Origin of the sequence: Psychrobacter sp. BI730 (genome assembly GCF_013414195.1) — a bacterium.
Classification (GTDB): domain Bacteria; phylum Pseudomonadota; class Gammaproteobacteria; order Pseudomonadales; family Moraxellaceae; genus Psychrobacter.
On record NZ_JAATTV010000002.1, the window covers coordinates 107,902 to 124,527 of the forward strand.

The window sequence follows — 16,626 nt, forward strand, 5'->3', positions numbered from 1 at the left end:
ACTCAATCTCTTAACGCTGTTGATTTGATAAGGTAATTATAGCAAAAGCAAAGCACTATAATGAGCGTTGAGGGATGCTAGACGACACTATCTGTCGTATGGTATGAAGCTAAAATCTACGGAAATGATGCGATAGGCCGTTGTTGTTTTGAACCTGATAATAACTATGCTTGTCAATAGATTTAGGAGTTGTCCACAACAAATAAAAGGCTTATTTTTGCTAATTGTGAAACATTATGAAGAATTAAATTATTTTAGAAATTATTTAAAATAATTTTTTATGTGTATGAATTTAATGTAAGTTATTGATTTTAAAGGTTTTATAAATTGTACAAAAAATGAACGATTTTACCTTATCCTTTAAGTTGCTTAGCTATAAAGTTGTCAAGTAGTGACTTATGCACAGGGTTATCCACAGCTTATGGGGAGAACTCTGTAAAGCCTTATAATACATAAGTTTACGTAGATTATTAGTATTAGGAATGGATTCTATATTTCGTTTTTAATCACTTTAGAGAAGCAGTTTTGTCTACAAACAACGCTATGAGCGCTATGTTTCACAAATTATAAATTTATCTTTTTTTATGCATAATCATACTATAGGCATTAAAAGTCAGGAGTATGACTCAAGATATACATCTAAGATGCCAGTAGACATAGTTATGCATAGGATGTCTAGTATTTTTAGAGATATTTTCTACAGCCTATAGAAGGCCACAAAAAAGCGGCTACATCAGATAGCCGCTTTGTCAAAACACTTAAAAGTAAAGCTGTATTAATCAGTCTTTGATATAGATCAAATCCCAAACACCATGCCCACGGTCGAGGCCACGACGTTCAAACTTAGTCATTGGACGAAAGTCAGGACGCTCAGTGAAATTACCTGTACCTGCTTTGTTGGTCAATCCAGCGAAACCATCCAATACTTCAACCATCCAAAATGCATAATGCTCCCAGTCAGTTGCTGTATGGAACCACCCGCCTTGTTTTAAGCTGCGCGTAACGATGGTCATACGTTCAGGACTGACAAAACGACGCTTATAGTGACGCTTCTTTTGCCATGGGTCAGGGAAGTATAGCTGAATACGGTCGATATGGTTTTCTGGTAGCTGCTTGAGCAATTGAATGGCATCACCGTTGATGATTTTTACGTTGCTCAAATTTTGGGTGCCAGCCATATAAGCACATTTACCAATACCAGGTTCATGCACTTCTACACCGACAAAGTTACGAGTAGGGTCAGCGGCCGCCATTTCAATAAACGAATCACCCAAGCCAAAACCAATCTCTACCGTAAGCGGTGCATCTGGGCCGTTAGGGCTATCGGCGAATAACGTACGTAAGTTGTCAATACCGGTAAGATCGCCATCACCAAAACTGTTATTGATCAAATACTCAGAAAACTCTGGAGCAGTTAATGCAAGCTCAGCGTTTTTGTTCATGTGCGTACGGCGCTTCATAAACGTATTGACGATGCGGATATGCTTGTCAGAAGTCGGTTCTATCTCTTGGCTAGTGCTGTTATCGATATCGATAGGCTCGCTTGTGCTATTAGGGGTTTGCTCATCAGTAGTATCGGTACTATTGACGTTGTCATTGATATCAGAATGTTGACTCATAGGATTCGTAAGGCTTAATTAGGTGGGTGATGTTTGCTTATTATAAGTCAAATCCATACAACTGTGAACGGACAATCCTATTTTCGCGTATTTGCTGGTCGGTGCTGTGGTTTCTCTATGTTACACACGGGTTTTAGCGTTATCATATAATGGTATCTTTCAAGTGCTTTTCCTAAGAGTCAGTAAGTAGAGCGTGTTGCCATGTTATTTATTGAGACAGATTCACCGCCACCATTTTATCAAGAGTCGTTAACACCTACTAAACGTAAGCAGTTAGACAAGTGGTTCATCGGTAATCGTACCCAGCGTTATTATCTCAAACGTTTTGAGCAGTTTGATCAGCAAGGTTATCTGTCACCAAAATGGCATTGGGCTGCGTTTTTTATCACTTTTCCTTGGTTGCTATATCGCAAGCGCTATATGGATGCGATTGTCTATAGTGTCGCAGGGTGGTCTTTTATCCAGCTTAATGTCGCGCTGGTGCTAGTCGCTTTTGAGTTTGTAGCGATGTCCTATGTACCAGATGCTTATCAAATGACAACACGTATCGGTATTGCTGCTGTTATTTGGCTATTTTGGTCGTTTATGGTGGCACGCTGGACTGATGCGTATTACTACCGAATGGCAAGGCGTGAGATCGCTGATGCGATAAATGATCATCCGCGAGATGAGGCAGCACAGAAGGCACATCTGCAAAGAGAAGGTGGCGTTAGCTTGTTCGGACTGGCATTAGGGTTTGGTTTTTTTGCGTTTTCGCTATTGGTAATTAAGGTGCAGTTTTTACCGGTTATTGCCAAGCCAAAAGCAAATGAAGTGTTGTTTGATGCTTATGATATTGCAAAGAATGCCCAAAATCGAGTGGCGTTGATTTATCAGCAGACAGGGCAGTGCCCAGTAAATTTGCCTCTGAGTACCGAGCAGCAGCAAATACGCATGCATGTCGATACTCAAGCTGCTGGCGTAACAGAAACCGACTGTGCGGTAGTGGCAACGATTCAGAACGTGACGTTTCCGATACGCTACTTAAACGAGCAGACGCTGGTCTTTTATCATATACCAGACAGTGATAACTGGGATTGCACCAGCTCATTAAATAAAAAACAAGCCCCTAAAAACTGCATAGCTGATTAGGGGCTATATTTGACGAGTACTTGTAGGTGTTGCTAGTGTTGAGAGCTGATTCTTAGAGCTAATGCTTAGAGTCCGTTGCAGTATCATCCTTTTCTTCAACTGGTGTTGCTTGGCTCTTTAACGCTTCATAAAAGTCGGTCAAATCCATTTTACGTGCTTTACCAATGTCTTCATCAAACAAGCTTTCAAGCTCAGCCATTGATGATTGCGCGGACTCAATCATGCTAGCTTCATCATCGTAGATAGCTTGTTGGCGTTCGATCAAGTCATCATCATAATCACGGAATGTTTTTACTGTTTCTCGCGCTTTTTCTGGTGAGATACCTAATAACTGTAGTGATTCGCGTGACATGTCCAAAGACGACAGATAAGTCTCACGCCAAATATGACGCACGCCAACTTCACGCAAGCGATAATAATGCTGACGATCGCGTGCTCTTGCCAATACAATCAGTTCAGGATAATTTTTACGTAAGTATTGAGCGGTCGTGATAGAACGCTCTAAATCGTCAATGGCAAGAATAAACACCCGCGCTTTTTGAATACCTGCCGCTCGTAGAATTTCGGGGTTCTTTGGGTCACCATAATAGACTTGGTTACCGAACTTTCTTACAAAATCTACTCGGTTTGCAGAGCGTTCGATGGCGGTAAATTCGATATTATGCATGCGCAGTACACGACCAATAATCTGACCCACACGGCCGAATCCCGCAATAATGACCTGATGCTCATGATCGGGAATGGTATCGTATTCGCGACTCGGTTTACTCTTGGCAAATAACGGTTCACCTGCTTTTTCTAACAATAAAAATGCCAAAGGTGTCAGCGCCATTGAGATGGTAACGACAAGGTTGAGGGTGTTAGCAAGCTCGGGACGCAAGACATTTTGGGCAGTGGCGACACTAAATAGGACAAAGGCAAACTCACCACCTTGAGCTAGAGTCACACCCAATCTGATACTGGTCGGCCAGCGATTGCCCGATACTTTGGCAATCCCTGCAATCACTGCAAATTTGATAAACATCAAGGCGAGCGCACAGCCAATAATAAAGATGGGCTCTGCTAAAATAAGTTTGACGTCGGTAAGCATACCGACCGACATAAAGAATAGACCTAATAGCAACCCTTTAAAAGGTTCGATACTGGCTTCTAATTCGTGACGATATTCGGAATCAGCGAGCAACACACCTGTCAGAAATGCACCCAATGCCATTGATAGACCGATTTGACCCATCAAGATAGATACGCCCATCACAATAAATAGGGCGACCGCTGTCAATAGTTCCGACGCACCACTGGAAGCCACAAATTTAAAGAAGGGTCGAACCACATAACGGCTGGCAAAAATCAGACCTGCAAAGACAGCAAAAACCTTACCAAAATAAATCAAATCGTAGCTTTGCTCACGCACCCCTGATAAAAAGGGAATGACTGCTAACAATGGAATGACCGCAATATCTTGGAATAGTAAGATAGTGAAGGCTTCTCGACCATGCGTGCTTGAAAGCTGCTGTTTTTCAGTCAGTATCTGTAGTACAAATGCGGTAGAAGACAGCGCTAAACCAAAACCAACAATAAAGGCAGTATCTAGTTGTAAGGAGAAAAACTGATGTAATAGCCACATTAGTAGCGTACCAGTCAAACCGACCTGCAAACCGCCCAATACAAATATAGAGCGGCGCAATGCCCAGAGCCGCGAAGGCTGGAGCTCAAGCCCGATAATAAACAGCAGCATGACCACGCCAAACTCTGAAAAGTGCAATAGACTTTCAGCGTCGCCTGCCACATCCAAGCCACTTGGGCCCAATATGAGTCCAGTGATGAGGTAGCCTAAAACCGTTGCAATGCCGAAGCGTTTACCGAGAGGGACAAAGAGCAATGCTGCTCCCAAAAAGATAGTGGCTTGCAACATGAGATTTGGTGAGCCGGCGGCGGCAGCAAACATCTGGGCTCCTTAAAAATTTGAATAAAATACACAATATAAAATGGACGTGACTAAAATCAGTATGGCTAAAACGATATCGCGCTAGTATCTATTATTTTTTGCGATAAATTTTCCACACACCATTGTCTGCAAGCGGATTATTATAAGCATCGTTGCGGCGTTTACGCGGTGTCTGACGACTATCAACAATCTTAAAGTCAGGCAGGGCATGTACAATCAGACCAGTACGATAAAACCGTACTCGCTCAGGCTCTAGCATCTCGCCCTTACTATCGCGACAAAAAACATAAGCACGCAGATCGATAAATTCACGATGCGCTACCAGTCGCGCTTCCTCGTCGTTATCTAACACCGCTGTCATACGCTCGATTTCATCATCCGTATATTGACCACATTTATCAGTCAGGGCGCCTACTGCCCCAAAGCTTTTGGACTCTTTAGCGCGCGTCTTAGTCAAGTGTAGACGCTGAACATGATAGATGAATTGTGGTATTTCAAGGCTGGCAGGAAGTGGCAAGTAATCAGGTGGCATGTTGGCCGCTGGATAAAAATCCTTTGCACGCTCAAGCAGATTTTGCCAACGTTGTTGATAGGTTTGGACTTCGGCTAAGTTGCCTTCATAAATAGGCATATCACGGATTTGGCGCAAAACATCAGGTGGAAACTGTTCATTACGAAAGTTTGCAATGTCTTCTTGCAGCGTTGATAACAAAACTTTGGCGTGTTTTTTGCCATCTTTTGATGCAGGATCATCGATATAGTCTGGGGCGACAAAGGGTGCTGAGCGTCTAGACATAGTGTTGTATCATCAATAGATAGAGTAAAAATACCAAAAAGTATGATTATAAAAATTAACTGGGGTGCTAAACAAAACTTTATAATAGTTATTATAACCACATAAGCCGATTTGAACTTAAGTTTTTTGAATTGAATAAAGCAAAAGTTTGTCGTAAATCACGACTGCTTTAATGTGATCTAGATTCTAGTTCTAATTCTACGTAACTTTTAGTATGAGCCAGCATCAGATGACTAGGCTTGTATTTTCTAGGTCGTGTTTCAAGTTACTGACTTCTTTATTCAATCACTTAGCTGAAAATGTATCGTCAATGGTTATGACCAATATGACTATTACCATCTGGTAGCTGTCCCGAAATATCACAGACCAATGCATCGCTATGTGAGTTATTCTGCGGATGAGACGAGCTTTCGACCTGAATAGTAGCATGGTGAATACCAATCTCTAGCAATCTTTGTTCTAGACTGGCAATTAGAATATTTGATTCATGGATACTCATTTCACCATCAACCACCACGTGACAAGAGAGTGCATTGAGACCGCTAGTAATACTCCAAACATGTAGGTCATGTACTGTTTGTACTTGAGCGTCTTCGAGTAATTTTTGCTCCACATCGACTAACGATATATTGGCAGGCGTTCCTTCCATCAATATATGTACAGAATCACGTACGACGCGGTAGCCACTGATTAAAATAAGTACGGCAACGATTACTGATGCCACTGCATCTGCCCATACCCAACCAAAACCCATCATAAGTAGTGCAGCGATAATCGCAGCTACTGACCCTAATAAATCGCTCAATACGTGCAAATAGGCGCTTTGCATATTAAGGTTAACGGGTTCTTCATTATTAGGTTTCTGCTCTGCGACCTTGGCATCATCCGTACCATGATTATGGCTGTGTGGCTCGCCACCTTGACTACCTCGATGCATTAGCCAAGCGACCAAAATATTGATCAGCATACCGATAGTCGCCACGATAAGCATGCCTTGGGTCGCAATTTCTGGTGGTGAGTTAAAGCGTTTAATCGCTTCATAAAAAATCATCAAAGCAATTATGACAAGTGTCGCGCCATTTACCGTGGCAACTAATATCTCAAAGCGCTTGTAGCCGAAAGTTTTCTGATGGGTAGCTGCTTTTTCGCCAATTTTAAATGCGACCAAAGTGGCACCAAGCGCTATCGCATCGCTTAACATATGCCCTGCATCAGATAGCAGAGCCAAACTACCAGTGAGCCAGCCACCAATGGCTTCGATAAACATGTAACCAGTAATGATAATAAAGCTGAACAGCAAGGTGCGCTGATAGCCTTTGGTATCTCGTGCTGTGGTTGTTTGCTCTAGATGCTCATCATGATCGTGATGGCCTTGGTTTTCTTGAGTGTAGTTATTTTCTTCATCTTCGCGAACGTACTTAGGCACATCCGTATTATCATACTGTTGGCTATGATTGTGCTCGTCAGAGTTTGGATTATTTGGATTCATAATAATACTCAAATTCGCTGATAGTTGCGTTCGGTAGATGATACTTACTGATAAGTGACGTTTACTAATAAGTGATGCTTGCTATTGGTCGAGTAGGCGTAGAGCATTTACCGCGTACCATTTGATAATTATAAATTTAACATAGCCAAGCATGAGAAGCTGTAACGACGAAGTAAACATGATGAGAAGAGAAGTAGAAAGATATACACCCATTTGTTGAGAGCTGCGTGAGAACTACCAACCGACAGGATCAATGTCCAAAGTAAGCTTAAGGTATTTAGCGCTTGGTAGGGCAAGCACTGGCTGCCACCACTGTCCCAACACATGGTGCAATTGACGACGGTCTTTAGCCAATAGCAAAAGCTGTGCATGGTAGCGGCTGTTCTTTTTACTCATGGGCGCATCAATAGGACCGAGAACAGCGAGGTTATGAGCATTCGGCAAATGCGCAATAGCATCTTTGAGCGCTTGAGTAGTAGCTGCCAATGTTTTGCCTTCACAGCGTATCAATGCCGCATGTCGATGAGGAGGTAAGCCCATCATTTGACGCTCTTGCAGTAGCTCGCGTGCAAATGACAAGTAGCCGTCTTTGACCAGTTTTAATAGTAACTCGTTATCAGGTTGCAACGTTTGAATCAATACGCGGCCAGCTTTGTCACCTCGACCAGCACGGCCAGCCACCTGAATCATGAGCTGCGCGGTATGCTCTGGTGAGCGAAAGTCTGCTGATAAAAATCCGCGATCGGCATTGGGTAAGCAAACCAGCGTGACATTGGGGAAGTGATGACCTTTGGCAACCATCTGTGTACCGACCAATATGGCAGGGTTGCCTTTATTAATTTGCTCGTAAATATTTTCCCAGCTGTCTTTACGTCTTGTGGTATCACGGTCTATTTGAATAATCGGATAGAGCTCTTTGCTGGTTTGGGGATTAGCAAAGATTGCGTGTAGATTTTCGCTAAGCCTTGTCGTTCCCATACCTTTGGCATCTAGGTTTTGACTGCCACAATCAGGGCATACGGTAGGGATATAGGCTTGCCAATCGCAATGATGGCATTTCAAATAAGAGTTGCTTGAATAACTGTTTCGCTGGGATTGGCTATTATAGTGGACGGTCAGATGAGCGTCACAGCGCGGACAATCTGCTTGCCAGCCACAAGCCTCACACAATAGAACAGGCGCATAGCCACGACGGTTCAAAAATATTAGTACTTGATCACCAGCTTCTAGCGTTTGCCGTATCGCCCCGATCATGGCATCTGTCAGCCCTGTATCATAGCGCGCACCGTCATCTTGGGCTTGTTGATGGGTACTTTGCAAGCGAGCATCGATCAGCTGCATGGTTGCAGGTTCGGCATTGCCCGGACGAGTAAGCAGTTGGTATTCTGATAGCTTGCCATCATCGAACAGTTTTAAATGCTCAAGGGAAGGCGTGGCAGTACCGAGTATGACTGGGATTTTGTACTGCAAACCTCGATAGAGAGCGACATCAGCAGCATGATAACGTAATGTGTCTTGCTGCTTGTACGATCCATCATGCGCCTCATCAACGACAATCAGGCCTAAATCTGCGAAAGGATATAGTACAGCCGAACGTGTCCCGATCACGATTTGTGCATGCCCCGTACGGCAATCTTGCCAACCTTGCAAGCGATGAGTGTTAGTCATGCCAGAGTGCAATAGCACAATATGGGCTGCGAACCGACTGGCAAATCTTGCCCGCGTTTGCGGTGTGAGACCAATCTCTGGTACTAAAATAAGAACCTGTTTACCAGCTTCTAGTACAGCTTGCATCGCTTGCAGATAGACTTCGGTTTTACCACTACCAGTAATACCATTGAGCAGAAAACCAGTATAAGTATCTGATTCATGGGCAGCAATAATAGCGTCGACAGCAAGTTTCTGCTCATCATTGAGATCAAGTGGCATTTTTGCCAGTTTGACTGGAGCAGGTGCTTGTTTTGGCTGAATATAGCGTTCGACTAACCCTTTATCTTCTAGCGTCTTTAAAAAGGCTCGTTGCATCCCTTCTAGTAGCAATACATCTTCACTGGCGCCGTGCTGACCATGTAGCTTTAGCATATCGAACTGCTGCTTTTGTTTCTTAGCATTGGCTCGAAAATCATCATCAGTAATATGAGGTAAAATACGCCAATGGGTAATCAGCAAGTCTAATGGTTTGCCTTGACGGACAAGACTTGGCAGGATAACTGCTAACACGTCGCCAAGTGGATAGTGGTAATAGCGTGCCAACCAGTAGGCAAGCTTGAGCATGTCCGAGTCCAAAATAGGCTCAGCATCTAGACATTTATTAATAGGTTTGATCTTGTTAGCAGGTACGCTGCTATCGTCTTGTGAAATATGAGCAATCACAATACCAATCAGAGTCTGACGACCGAATGAAACCTCAACACGGCTGCCAATTTGCGGTATCGTACTGTCTGGCAACGCAAGCATATCAGCTGGTAGGCTATAGTCAAACACCCGATAAAGGGGAACGGGCAGAGCAACTTGTACCAACATAAACGGCTTCGCAGTCTTATTAGGTGAATATGAGATCAGAATAATAGAACGGAGACCAATAAGCTTAGCATGATGCTAAGCTTATGGTGATATGACTTATAGGCTGTTGCTAAAATTAGCACTTAATACTAAGCATTAAATATTGTCTTATTCGATATAAAGAATAGACTCAATTTCTACCACACCACATTTAGGTAGAGCAGCTACTTGAACGGCAGCGCGGGCAGGGTACGGCTCGCTTAGATTGGCGACAAACACTTCGTTCAAGACAGCAAAATCACTCAAGTCAGTCAAAGATACATTGAATTTGACCACGTCATTTAGACTGCCACCAGCTGCTTCACAGATAGCTTTGATGTTTTCAAATACTTGCTCAGCCTGTGCTTTAAAACCTTCTCTTAGCTCCATCGTGTCAGGATCAAAACCAAGCTGACCTGAGATATAAACAGTATTGCCGACTTTTACAGCTTGTGAATAAGTGCCGACCGCTGCAGGTGCTTTATCAGTTTGGATGGTTTGACGAGTCATGGGGTATCCCTTTTATATTTTATGTGAGTGATTCATTGCTACTAGAATAGCAGTTCTATTTTAGCTATTTGCATCATGACTATAGCAGTGATGCAAATCAGAAAATGCGCTTATTATAATTGATATAACCGTATAATGTTAGGGAAACCTAGCAGCGAGCGTAGTTCACGGATACCCTGTGCTAAGTGGTTGCGACTACGTACCACGATATGAATAATGGTATCAGTATTGCGAACATCAACGGTTTCAACACCCATATTGAGCTGGCGTAAGTGATAGATAACTTCACTGATTTGCTCGTCACTAAGCGCAATAGAGAGCTTTAAATAAGCAGGAAAACGAATCTTACCGCTATTTTTCAGGTCATGCTCACCGATGTCGCCTTGTTTGACCGCATTGTCATTTCGCCAACGTAGCTGGATCACCTGATAAGGATTGTCTTTGCGGATATCGTCCAGTGAGAAGCACTTATGACGGTGAACGACCAAACCATGACGTGATAAATGGCCTACGATAGGGTCGCCATATATTGGATGACAACAATTAGCAAAATCAAGCTCGACGCCAGCAGCATTCGCAATCAGCTGTTGCGGTTGGGTCATATCATCGCTATGTACTTTTGCCTGTAGATCGCTCAGCTCATCACTAAACAAGCGTGTCACGACTAATTGAGGAAGTAGCGTACCTGAGCTTATTTGTTCAAATAACGCATCTTTTTCAGTTAGGCCGCGCCATTCAGTCAGGTCTTTCCAGTCAGCATCTGTCAAGTCATCAAAACTTTTCTGATGCGTTCTGAGCGCACGATCTAATGCTTGCCTGCCATGGTGTTGTTTATCAGCAACAGATAAGTCTTTGAACCAACGTAAAATCTCTTCACGAGCTTTGTTAGTCACTACAAATCCCAACCACTCAGCTTTTGGTTCTGAGTGACTGTTTACTTCTATCTCAACGGACTGTCCATTTTTTACCACGGTGCCGAGCTTTGCAGCTTTACCATCGATATTTGCACCAACGGCAACGTTACCAATCATAGGCCCGACCGCGTAGGCAAAATCTAGCGCGGTTGCACCCTGTGGAAGCTCGTAAGCACGCCCTTGAGGACTGTAGCAAATTATTTTACTAGAGTGCAGGTAATCCATCAGCTCATTAATAGTAGAGACTGCTGCTGAAAAATCAGGACTGTTTTCATTCAGATTGTCTTCATCGACCAAATCTTTCATGTTGCGCAATGACGCTTGGATAACCGACTGACTGACATCAGATGCGTGCTCTGCGCCGATGACCCCAAGTCTTGCAGCGCTCTGCATTTGCTTGGTCAATATAGTAACTTTTACCACGTCATTATCACGCTCATAGATGAGGGTGAGGGATTGGTTACCACCTGGCAGCGGACGACGAATATTATCCGCAATATGGGTATCATCAATCTGATATTTTTTGATTAGATAATAGGCTAGCTTGTCGCAGGCTTCGATATTGTCGAGGACGATTTCAAACGCATAGTGACGTAGTAGCGCATTAATCTCACCGCGATTGCGGAAAAACTGACGATATATGACCACGCTATTGTCTAAGACTTTGACCAGACCATTGAGATCCAAGTTATTTAGCACGATACTTAAATAACGATGAATGGACTCTCTTTGAAAGTTACGTCCAAGCCCATGCTGTAGCAGTTTATCGGACAGCTTGTTGTACATATCAGAGTCTAAATTGCGATAACACAATACTTCGATATAGTCAGCAATATCATTCAGACCCATTAATCGGGCAAATGGCACATAAAAATCCAAGGTTTCTTGAGCTGTGGTGCGTTGCTTCTCAGGACGTACTGCGTCAAGCGTAGACATATTATGTAGACGGTCAGCAAGCTTGATAATGAGTACACGCGGATCAGCGAGAGTGGCGGTTAAAATTTTATGAAAGGTGGCCGCTTTATTCTGCTGCTTGTTATGTGAAGAGGACTTTAGCTTGGTCACACCATCGACCAATCTTGATACAGTTTCACCATAACGCTGCTTGATTTGCTCATCACTAACTTCGGTGTCTTCGACCGTATCATGCAGGATTGCTGCAATGATGGTGTCTCTATCTAAGCGAAAGCCCGCTAGTATCTCAGCGACAGCGATTGGATGCGTGATATAAGGTTCCCCTGATTTGCGCTTGTCTTTAATGTGCGCAATATCTCCGAACTCACAAGCATCAACAATATCACGGCGCTCAGCAGCAGTGAGATAACCTACCGAACGTAGTAAATTATATTGAGCATCATCGACGAGGTGATGACTGAGTTTGGGTAGGGTTTGACTCATAAAATAATGATCCTATTTTCCATGACCTACTTGTTGGGCCACTTACCGAAGCAAATGGAGGCTAAATAATGACCTACCATACAAAACTTAAGGATGAGTACGCCATTCTCTAATTAATCGCAAATCGCTTTCAATGTCAACTGATAAGCGTGTGGGCGATGAAAAAATTTCACTCAGTGGTCTATTTTGGGGATAAATGGTGACCAAAATAGCCAATACATTATTATCACAACCAAAAAACCACAGCCTATGCTGTGGTCTCTATAGTTGATCAAGATGTGTATTTATTTTATAAAAACACTATTGTCTCTATAAAATACATCTTATCAAAACAGCCTATTAGAAGCTGTGGTCGCCTGACAATGCTAAATCTAATGAGCTAGTAGCAAAATTATGCTCTGGCTGATTTAGAATGTCGCGTGTGATTTTGCCAGCGGCAATTTCACGTAGTGCCAATACTGTAGGCTTGTCGTTATCAACGTCAACCAACGGCTCGGCAATACCTTTGGCCAATTGACGGGCGCGTTTGCTTGCGACCAAAATTAGCTCAAAGCGATTATCAACATTATCCAAACAATCTTCAATCGTCACTCGTGCCATAAATAGCTACCTCGGTTGTTTTTATTAGTAACGGACCTTGCCCGCCACTCAATAAAAATAATATCAAAAATATAAAGGGGGATAGCTAAATATTATAGCATTTTTTGCCAAGTCGCGTAGTTGCTTTTTATATCTACTTACGAGATTAGCTGCTTGTGCGTAGTTTACTCTTCTACCTGAGTGTTTAGCAAGTTGCTAATCGTACGATGATAGCGCTGCTGCTGACGGCTAAGTGTCTGCCTGTCGGCCACGATAATAGCTTTTAGCTCAGCTAAGGCTACATCAAAATTATCATTGATCACTACATAGTCAGCATTCACATATTGTGCCATTTCGGTGACCGCCCCAGCTAGACGGCGCTCTATAACTTCTACAGAATCCTGCGCGCGGGTTGAGAGACGTTGACGTAATGTCGCAATGCTAGGTGGTAGAATAAAAACCATAACGGCATCGGGAAAGATATTTCTGATTTGCGTCGCGCCTTGCCAGTCAATCTCCAAAATAACGTCGATACCCGCCGCTAGCTGATTACGTACACTTTCCTCTGATGTGCCATAATAATTACCAAATACTTCAGCATGCTCTAGAAATAGACCCGCATTAATACCATTGGTAAAACTATCGGTATCTGTGAAATGATAGTGCTGTCCGTCAATCTCGCCTGGGCGTGGTGCGCGAGTCGTATGTGAGACGCTGACAGTCAAGTCATTGGTGGTCGCAAGCAATTGCTTAACCAGTGAGGTCTTGCCAGTACCTGAAGCGGCAGTAACGATGAATAATGAACCTGTCATACAATTTATCCTAATAGAAGGTGTCTTGGTAACTTGTAAAATGTATCGTAATAAATGCGTGTTGATAAAAAGTTAAGCAGTGCCTCAGTCAAAAACAAAGACTGGAAAAAATAAAAAACGCCATCATGTATGGCGATAGAAATTATAATAGATGCATTATTATAAACTGCTTTTATACAAGTTAAAGCTGGTTTTGCAATATGTCGTAAGTATGCTGAGGTTTGCCCACAAAATATTGCTATGAGTAGACAGCTATTTTAGAGAGCGACAAAAGCAAATTATGCTAAAGTAGAGCATTGATTTCGCCCCAACTTTTGAATAAAAAATTCAAAAATACGTTTTAACTATAAATTATCCAATGATAGGCCTTTTTATGCAAATTTATCTTGCCAATCCCCGTGGATTTTGTGCTGGTGTGGACCGTGCAATTGCGATTGTTAATGAAGCATTGACACGTTTTGAGCCGCCCATTTATGTCCGTCATGAAGTTGTGCATAATAAGTTTGTGGTGTCAGACTTGGCCAATCGTGGTGCGGTATTCGTTGAAGAGCTTCATGAAGTACCAGACGGCTCTATCGTTATTTTCTCCGCTCATGGGGTTTCTAAAGCAGTCGAAGATGAAGCTGAGCGCCGAGATTTGACTGTGTTTGATGCAACATGCCCGTTGGTAACTAAAGTACATATCGAAGTAGCAAAGTTTGCGCAAGATGGGATGGATGCAGTGTTAATTGGACATGCAGGACACCCAGAAGTCGAAGGCACGATGGGGCGCTTCAATCGTCGCCATGGTGGGCAGATTCATCTGGTCGAAGATGAAGGTGATGTGGCCGCATTGACTGTACAAGATGCTGAACGCTTGGCATTTGTGACTCAGACAACTTTGTCGATGGATGATACTGCGCGCGTTATCGATGCACTGCGTGAAAAATTCCCTAGTATCCAAGGCCCTCGCAAAGACGACATTTGCTATGCTACTCAAAACCGCCAAGATGCGGTAAAAGATTTGGCCAGTCGCTGTGAAGTAGTCTTGGTAGTTGGTTCACCAAACTCATCAAACTCTAATCGCTTGCGAGAGCTGGCTGAGCGTATGAATTGCCGTGCGTATTTAATTGATAATGCCAGTGAGATGGACAAGCGTTGGTTAGATTGTGTGCAGAGTATAGGCGTGACCGCTGGTGCATCCGCGCCCGAAGTGTTGATCCAAGAAGTATTGCAACAGTTGCAAGACTGGGGTGGCGATCTACCTAGTGAGCTATCTGGTATTGAAGAAAATGTGACGTTTAGTTTGCCGAAAGCGTTGCGGATACCTGTTACTCAGGTTGGTAAGTAACTAATATTCGTGTTTGTATTTGTATGAACCATCATTGATATGGATAAGGTCGCATGAAAGAACCAAAAGCCAGATTTGTATTGGCAGAGGCCACGCTCGCTGAAGTCAACAAGCAACTAAAACTCAATATGCTAGTGATGGCAGCAGTGGTTTTCGTATTGTTTATGAATATCATGAAGTTTATGGCAGAAAAAAGCTTTTTCTACGCGATGCTCGCAGTAGTTATGATCTGTTTATTATTCTTCTTACAAAAAGCTCGCCGTATTCTCACGCTAAGAAAACAAGAGCTTATCCATAAATAGAAAGTACAAGCATAAATAAAAAATACAAGTGAAAGTGCCAAATATAGGATAGCTATGACTGCTTATTACAAATTTATCAAACGAGAATTACAAGAAGACGGTGTCAGTGTGGCGCATTATCAGCCAACCAAGCATGCTCAAGGTGCTTGGAATGAGCATGAGCAGCACATGGCACCAGCAACAGGCCTACTGACAGCTGAGATCAACAGCTTTGCGCCACAACCTAATCTTCGTATCGCACGTGTGAGCCTTGATATCTTGGGGTTAATACCGCTTGACGATTTTACTATTACTACTCGCTGTATCCGACCGGGCAAGACTATTGAGCTGGTCGAAGCGGTCATGAGTAGCCGTGGCCGCGATGCCATCATTGCAAGAGCATGGCGACTTATTACTCAAGATACCAGTGAGATTGCTGGACTTGAAGATCAACCAGCAGAATACAAACCTGAAGAGTTGCCAGTTTGGGAAGGCATGAAAGGCTGGCCGGGCGGCTTTATCGAAAGCGTACGTCTAGTAGCGACAGAAGACCGTCGCTCTGGTCGCGGTATGGTATGGATTACCAATGATCTCGACATGATTGAAGGCGAGGCTACTGATGATTTGGTGCATCTATTAGGTATGGTCGATACTGCCAATGGTGTTGTACCAAGATTGGGTCTTGGTTTATCTAAGTTAGAATGGATGTTTCCCAATACGGATTTGCAAATCCATATGCATCGCTCGCCAAAAGGTCGCTGGCTCGGTATCGAGGCTGTACAACAATATGGCGATGATGGTATCGGATTGACCAGTGCGGTACTGCACGATGTATACGGCCCTTTTGGTCGTAGTGAGCAAATCCTTACTATTCGTCCGATGCCACGTTAAAGGATCAAGAGTCATTCGGCTTATAGTTTTGAAAAATAAAACAATGCGTTGTAATCAATTAATTATACAAATGTTGGAGAAATGGTTTTAATAGTGGTTAACAAGACAATATTACTGAAAAGATAATATTACTAACAAGCCGATGTTAATCGACATAGAGATTACTATGAAAACCCATACGCAATTTTCAAAAAAGCTGACGACTCTCTGGGATATATTGATAGAAGCATATTCAGAATAGTTGCTGTCGTTTGCGCTTTGGTTGCTATATCAGGAAATAACTGAGCAAATAAATAACTGACACCAGAACACCGCCTTGGTAAACAAGCGCGGTGTTTTTTATGGAATAAAGATTTTGAGCTTGAATTTTTTCTCAATGCCCCTATTAGT

General features: G+C 43.0%; 13 protein-coding genes. 4 read left to right on the plus strand and 9 right to left on the minus strand.

From position 1 onward, the window contains the following. Nucleotides 1–779: 779 nt before the first annotated feature. A complete protein-coding gene (gene trmB / locus HCZ91_RS01620; protein WP_179797622.1) occupies nucleotides 780–1,619 on the minus strand; it encodes a tRNA (guanosine(46)-N7)-methyltransferase TrmB in 840 nt (279 codons plus the stop codon). Nucleotides 1,620–1,820: 201 nt separating this feature from the next. On the opposite strand from trmB, the gene HCZ91_RS01625 reads away from it, so the two are divergent. Beyond that, nucleotides 1,821–2,750, plus strand: coding sequence for a DUF2628 domain-containing protein (locus tag HCZ91_RS01625; RefSeq protein WP_179797624.1), 930 nt, complete (start codon nucleotides 1,821–1,823; stop codon nucleotides 2,748–2,750). A gap of 58 nt (nucleotides 2,751–2,808) precedes the next feature. On the opposite strand, the gene HCZ91_RS01630 is transcribed toward HCZ91_RS01625, so the two are convergent. The 8 genes from HCZ91_RS01630 to gmk form a co-directional block, all read right to left on the minus strand. Next, nucleotides 2,809–4,695: a monovalent cation:proton antiporter-2 (CPA2) family protein gene (locus tag HCZ91_RS01630; protein WP_179797626.1), complete on the minus strand. Its 1,887-nt coding sequence runs from the start codon at nucleotides 4,693–4,695 to the stop codon at nucleotides 2,809–2,811. Nucleotides 4,696–4,786: 91 nt separating this feature from the next. Continuing rightward, complete coding sequence (locus tag HCZ91_RS01635; RefSeq protein ID WP_179797628.1) at nucleotides 4,787–5,491, minus strand: hypothetical protein; 705 nt, start codon at nucleotides 5,489–5,491, stop codon at nucleotides 4,787–4,789. A gap of 307 nt (nucleotides 5,492–5,798) precedes the next feature. Beyond that, nucleotides 5,799–6,980 carry a cation diffusion facilitator family transporter gene (locus HCZ91_RS01640; protein WP_179797630.1) on the minus strand — a complete coding sequence of 394 codons (1,182 nt, stop codon included), beginning with the start codon at nucleotides 6,978–6,980 and terminating at the stop codon, nucleotides 5,799–5,801. Between the two features lie 234 nt (nucleotides 6,981–7,214). Further along, nucleotides 7,215–9,503 (minus strand): primosomal protein N', encoded by a 2,289-nt coding sequence (locus HCZ91_RS01645; protein ID WP_179797632.1) that lies wholly within the window; start codon nucleotides 9,501–9,503, stop codon nucleotides 7,215–7,217. Nucleotides 9,504–9,650: 147 nt separating this feature from the next. Beyond that, nucleotides 9,651–10,031 (minus strand): RidA family protein, encoded by a 381-nt coding sequence (locus HCZ91_RS01650; protein WP_179797633.1) that lies wholly within the window; start codon nucleotides 10,029–10,031, stop codon nucleotides 9,651–9,653. 113 nt (nucleotides 10,032–10,144) lie between these two features. Further along, nucleotides 10,145–12,343: an HD domain-containing protein gene (locus HCZ91_RS01655; RefSeq protein WP_179797634.1), complete on the minus strand. Its 2,199-nt coding sequence runs from the start codon at nucleotides 12,341–12,343 to the stop codon at nucleotides 10,145–10,147. 339 nt (nucleotides 12,344–12,682) lie between these two features. Further along, a complete protein-coding gene (gene rpoZ, locus HCZ91_RS01660; protein ID WP_057761396.1) occupies nucleotides 12,683–12,943 on the minus strand; it encodes a DNA-directed RNA polymerase subunit omega in 261 nt (86 codons plus the stop codon). Nucleotides 12,944–13,107: 164 nt separating this feature from the next. Beyond that, on the minus strand, nucleotides 13,108–13,734 hold the full coding sequence (gmk, locus tag HCZ91_RS01665) for a guanylate kinase (RefSeq protein ID WP_179797635.1): 627 nt from the start codon (nucleotides 13,732–13,734) through the stop codon (nucleotides 13,108–13,110). Nucleotides 13,735–14,107: 373 nt separating this feature from the next. Between gmk and ispH the strand changes: the two genes are divergently transcribed. The 3 genes from ispH to HCZ91_RS01680 are packed head-to-tail and all read left to right on the plus strand — an operon-like array spanning nucleotide 14,108 to nucleotide 16,236. Then, on the plus strand, nucleotides 14,108–15,064 hold the full coding sequence (ispH, locus tag HCZ91_RS01670; protein WP_179797636.1) for a 4-hydroxy-3-methylbut-2-enyl diphosphate reductase: 957 nt from the start codon (nucleotides 14,108–14,110) through the stop codon (nucleotides 15,062–15,064). A 53-nt stretch (nucleotides 15,065–15,117) separates the two neighbouring features. After that, nucleotides 15,118–15,366, plus strand: coding sequence for a hypothetical protein (locus HCZ91_RS01675; RefSeq protein WP_102092783.1), 249 nt, complete (start codon nucleotides 15,118–15,120; stop codon nucleotides 15,364–15,366). A 54-nt stretch (nucleotides 15,367–15,420) separates the two neighbouring features. Next, nucleotides 15,421–16,236, plus strand: a complete 816-nt coding sequence (locus HCZ91_RS01680) for a thioesterase family protein (RefSeq protein WP_179797637.1) — start codon at nucleotides 15,421–15,423, stop codon at nucleotides 16,234–16,236. Nucleotides 16,237–16,626 lie beyond the last annotated feature (390 nt).

Bases quoted from the DNA above. Each gene is read 5' to 3' on its own strand.
- HCZ91_RS01680 (WP_179797637.1), top strand. From the start codon at position 15,421: ATGACTGCTTATTACAAATTTATCAAACGAGAATTACAAGAAGACGGT.
- rpoZ (WP_057761396.1), bottom strand. From the start codon at position 12,943: ATGGCACGAGTGACGATTGAAGATTGTTTGGATAATGTTGATAATCGC.
- HCZ91_RS01640 (WP_179797630.1), bottom strand. From the start codon at position 6,980: ATGAATCCAAATAATCCAAACTCTGACGAGCACAATCATAGCCAACAG.
- HCZ91_RS01650 (WP_179797633.1), bottom strand. From the start codon at position 10,031: ATGACTCGTCAAACCATCCAAACTGATAAAGCACCTGCAGCGGTCGGC.
- HCZ91_RS01630 (WP_179797626.1), bottom strand. From the start codon at position 4,695: ATGTTTGCTGCCGCCGCCGGCTCACCAAATCTCATGTTGCAAGCCACT.
- gmk (WP_179797635.1), bottom strand. From the start codon at position 13,734: ATGACAGGTTCATTATTCATCGTTACTGCCGCTTCAGGTACTGGCAAG.
- trmB (WP_179797622.1), bottom strand. From the start codon at position 1,619: ATGAGTCAACATTCTGATATCAATGACAACGTCAATAGTACCGATACT.
- HCZ91_RS01635 (WP_179797628.1), bottom strand. From the start codon at position 5,491: ATGTCTAGACGCTCAGCACCCTTTGTCGCCCCAGACTATATCGATGAT.
- HCZ91_RS01675 (WP_102092783.1), top strand. From the start codon at position 15,118: ATGAAAGAACCAAAAGCCAGATTTGTATTGGCAGAGGCCACGCTCGCT.
- HCZ91_RS01655 (WP_179797634.1), bottom strand. From the start codon at position 12,343: ATGAGTCAAACCCTACCCAAACTCAGTCATCACCTCGTCGATGATGCT.
- ispH (WP_179797636.1), top strand. From the start codon at position 14,108: ATGCAAATTTATCTTGCCAATCCCCGTGGATTTTGTGCTGGTGTGGAC.
- HCZ91_RS01645 (WP_179797632.1), bottom strand. From the start codon at position 9,503: ATGTTGGTACAAGTTGCTCTGCCCGTTCCCCTTTATCGGGTGTTTGAC.
- HCZ91_RS01625 (WP_179797624.1), top strand. From the start codon at position 1,821: ATGTTATTTATTGAGACAGATTCACCGCCACCATTTTATCAAGAGTCG.